Source organism: Curtobacterium luteum (assembly GCF_001475545.1).
Classification (GTDB): Bacteria; Actinomycetota; Actinomycetes; order Actinomycetales; family Microbacteriaceae; genus Curtobacterium; species Curtobacterium luteum_A.
In genome coordinates this window covers 1-869 of the sequence record NZ_LDQC01000007.1, presented here as the reverse complement: position 1 = coordinate 869, position 869 = coordinate 1, and the positions used below count along the sequence as shown (strand labels likewise).

Sequence of the window (869 nt, the reverse complement as noted above, 5' to 3'; positions counted from 1 at the left end):
ACCACGATCGAGGTCAGGTCGACCGCGTCGACGGCGAGCGGTGGGGCGCCGGCGAGCGCGCGGGCATCGAGGCGGGCGAGCAGCAGCAGCTCCTCGACGAGGTCGCCCATGCGGACGGCCTCGGTCGCGATCCGGCCGACGTTCGCGTGCACCGCGTCGAGGTCCCGCGAGGACGCCGACAGCTCGGCGTAGGCCCGGACGGTGGCGATCGGGGTACGGAGTTCGTGCGATGCATCGGCGACGAACGTGCGCATGGTGGACTCGGCCTCGCGGCGCACGGTGAGCGCCTGACCGACGTGGCCGAGCAGTCGGTTGAGCGCGGTGCCGACCTGCCCGACCTCGCGGTTCGCGGTGAGGTCGGCTCGCTCGACGCGCGCCGTGATGGCGGTGTCGCCGCCTTCGAGATCGAGCGCCGCGACGTCGGAGGCGACCCCGGCGACGCGTTCGAGCGGTCGCAGGGCGCGTCGGACGGTCAGTGCGATGGCCCACGCGGCGACGAGCAGCCCGAGCAGGGTGACACCGCCGAAGACGAGGGTGAGCCGGGCGATCGTGGAGTCGAGCGCCCCGAGGGGGAGCGCGGTCACGAAGACGTCCCCGCCGCTGCCGACGGCCTGCGCCCGGTAGGTGCCGAGCGCTCCGAGCTGCACCGTGACCGGCGTGCCGTCGGGGTCGATCGCCGACAGCGTGCGCTCCTGTGCGGTGGTGAGCCCGTGCTGCCGCCCCGCGTTGTCGGTGTAGCCGGCGAGCACCGTGGAGCCCGAGCGGAGGACGGCCACGACGGTCCCGGCCGCCTGGCCCGGCGCGCCGATGAACTCGTTGTCCGGGTCCGGCTGCGCATCGGACGAGCCGGACCCCGACGACCCCGATCC

The 869-nt window shown here is 74.7% G+C and carries 1 protein-coding gene; it reads right to left on the bottom strand.

Annotated features, from left to right (window positions below):
• A partial coding sequence (locus NS184_RS01275; RefSeq protein ID WP_152997994.1) for a histidine kinase dimerization/phospho-acceptor domain-containing protein occupies window positions 1-869 on the bottom strand: 869 nt, incomplete at both ends.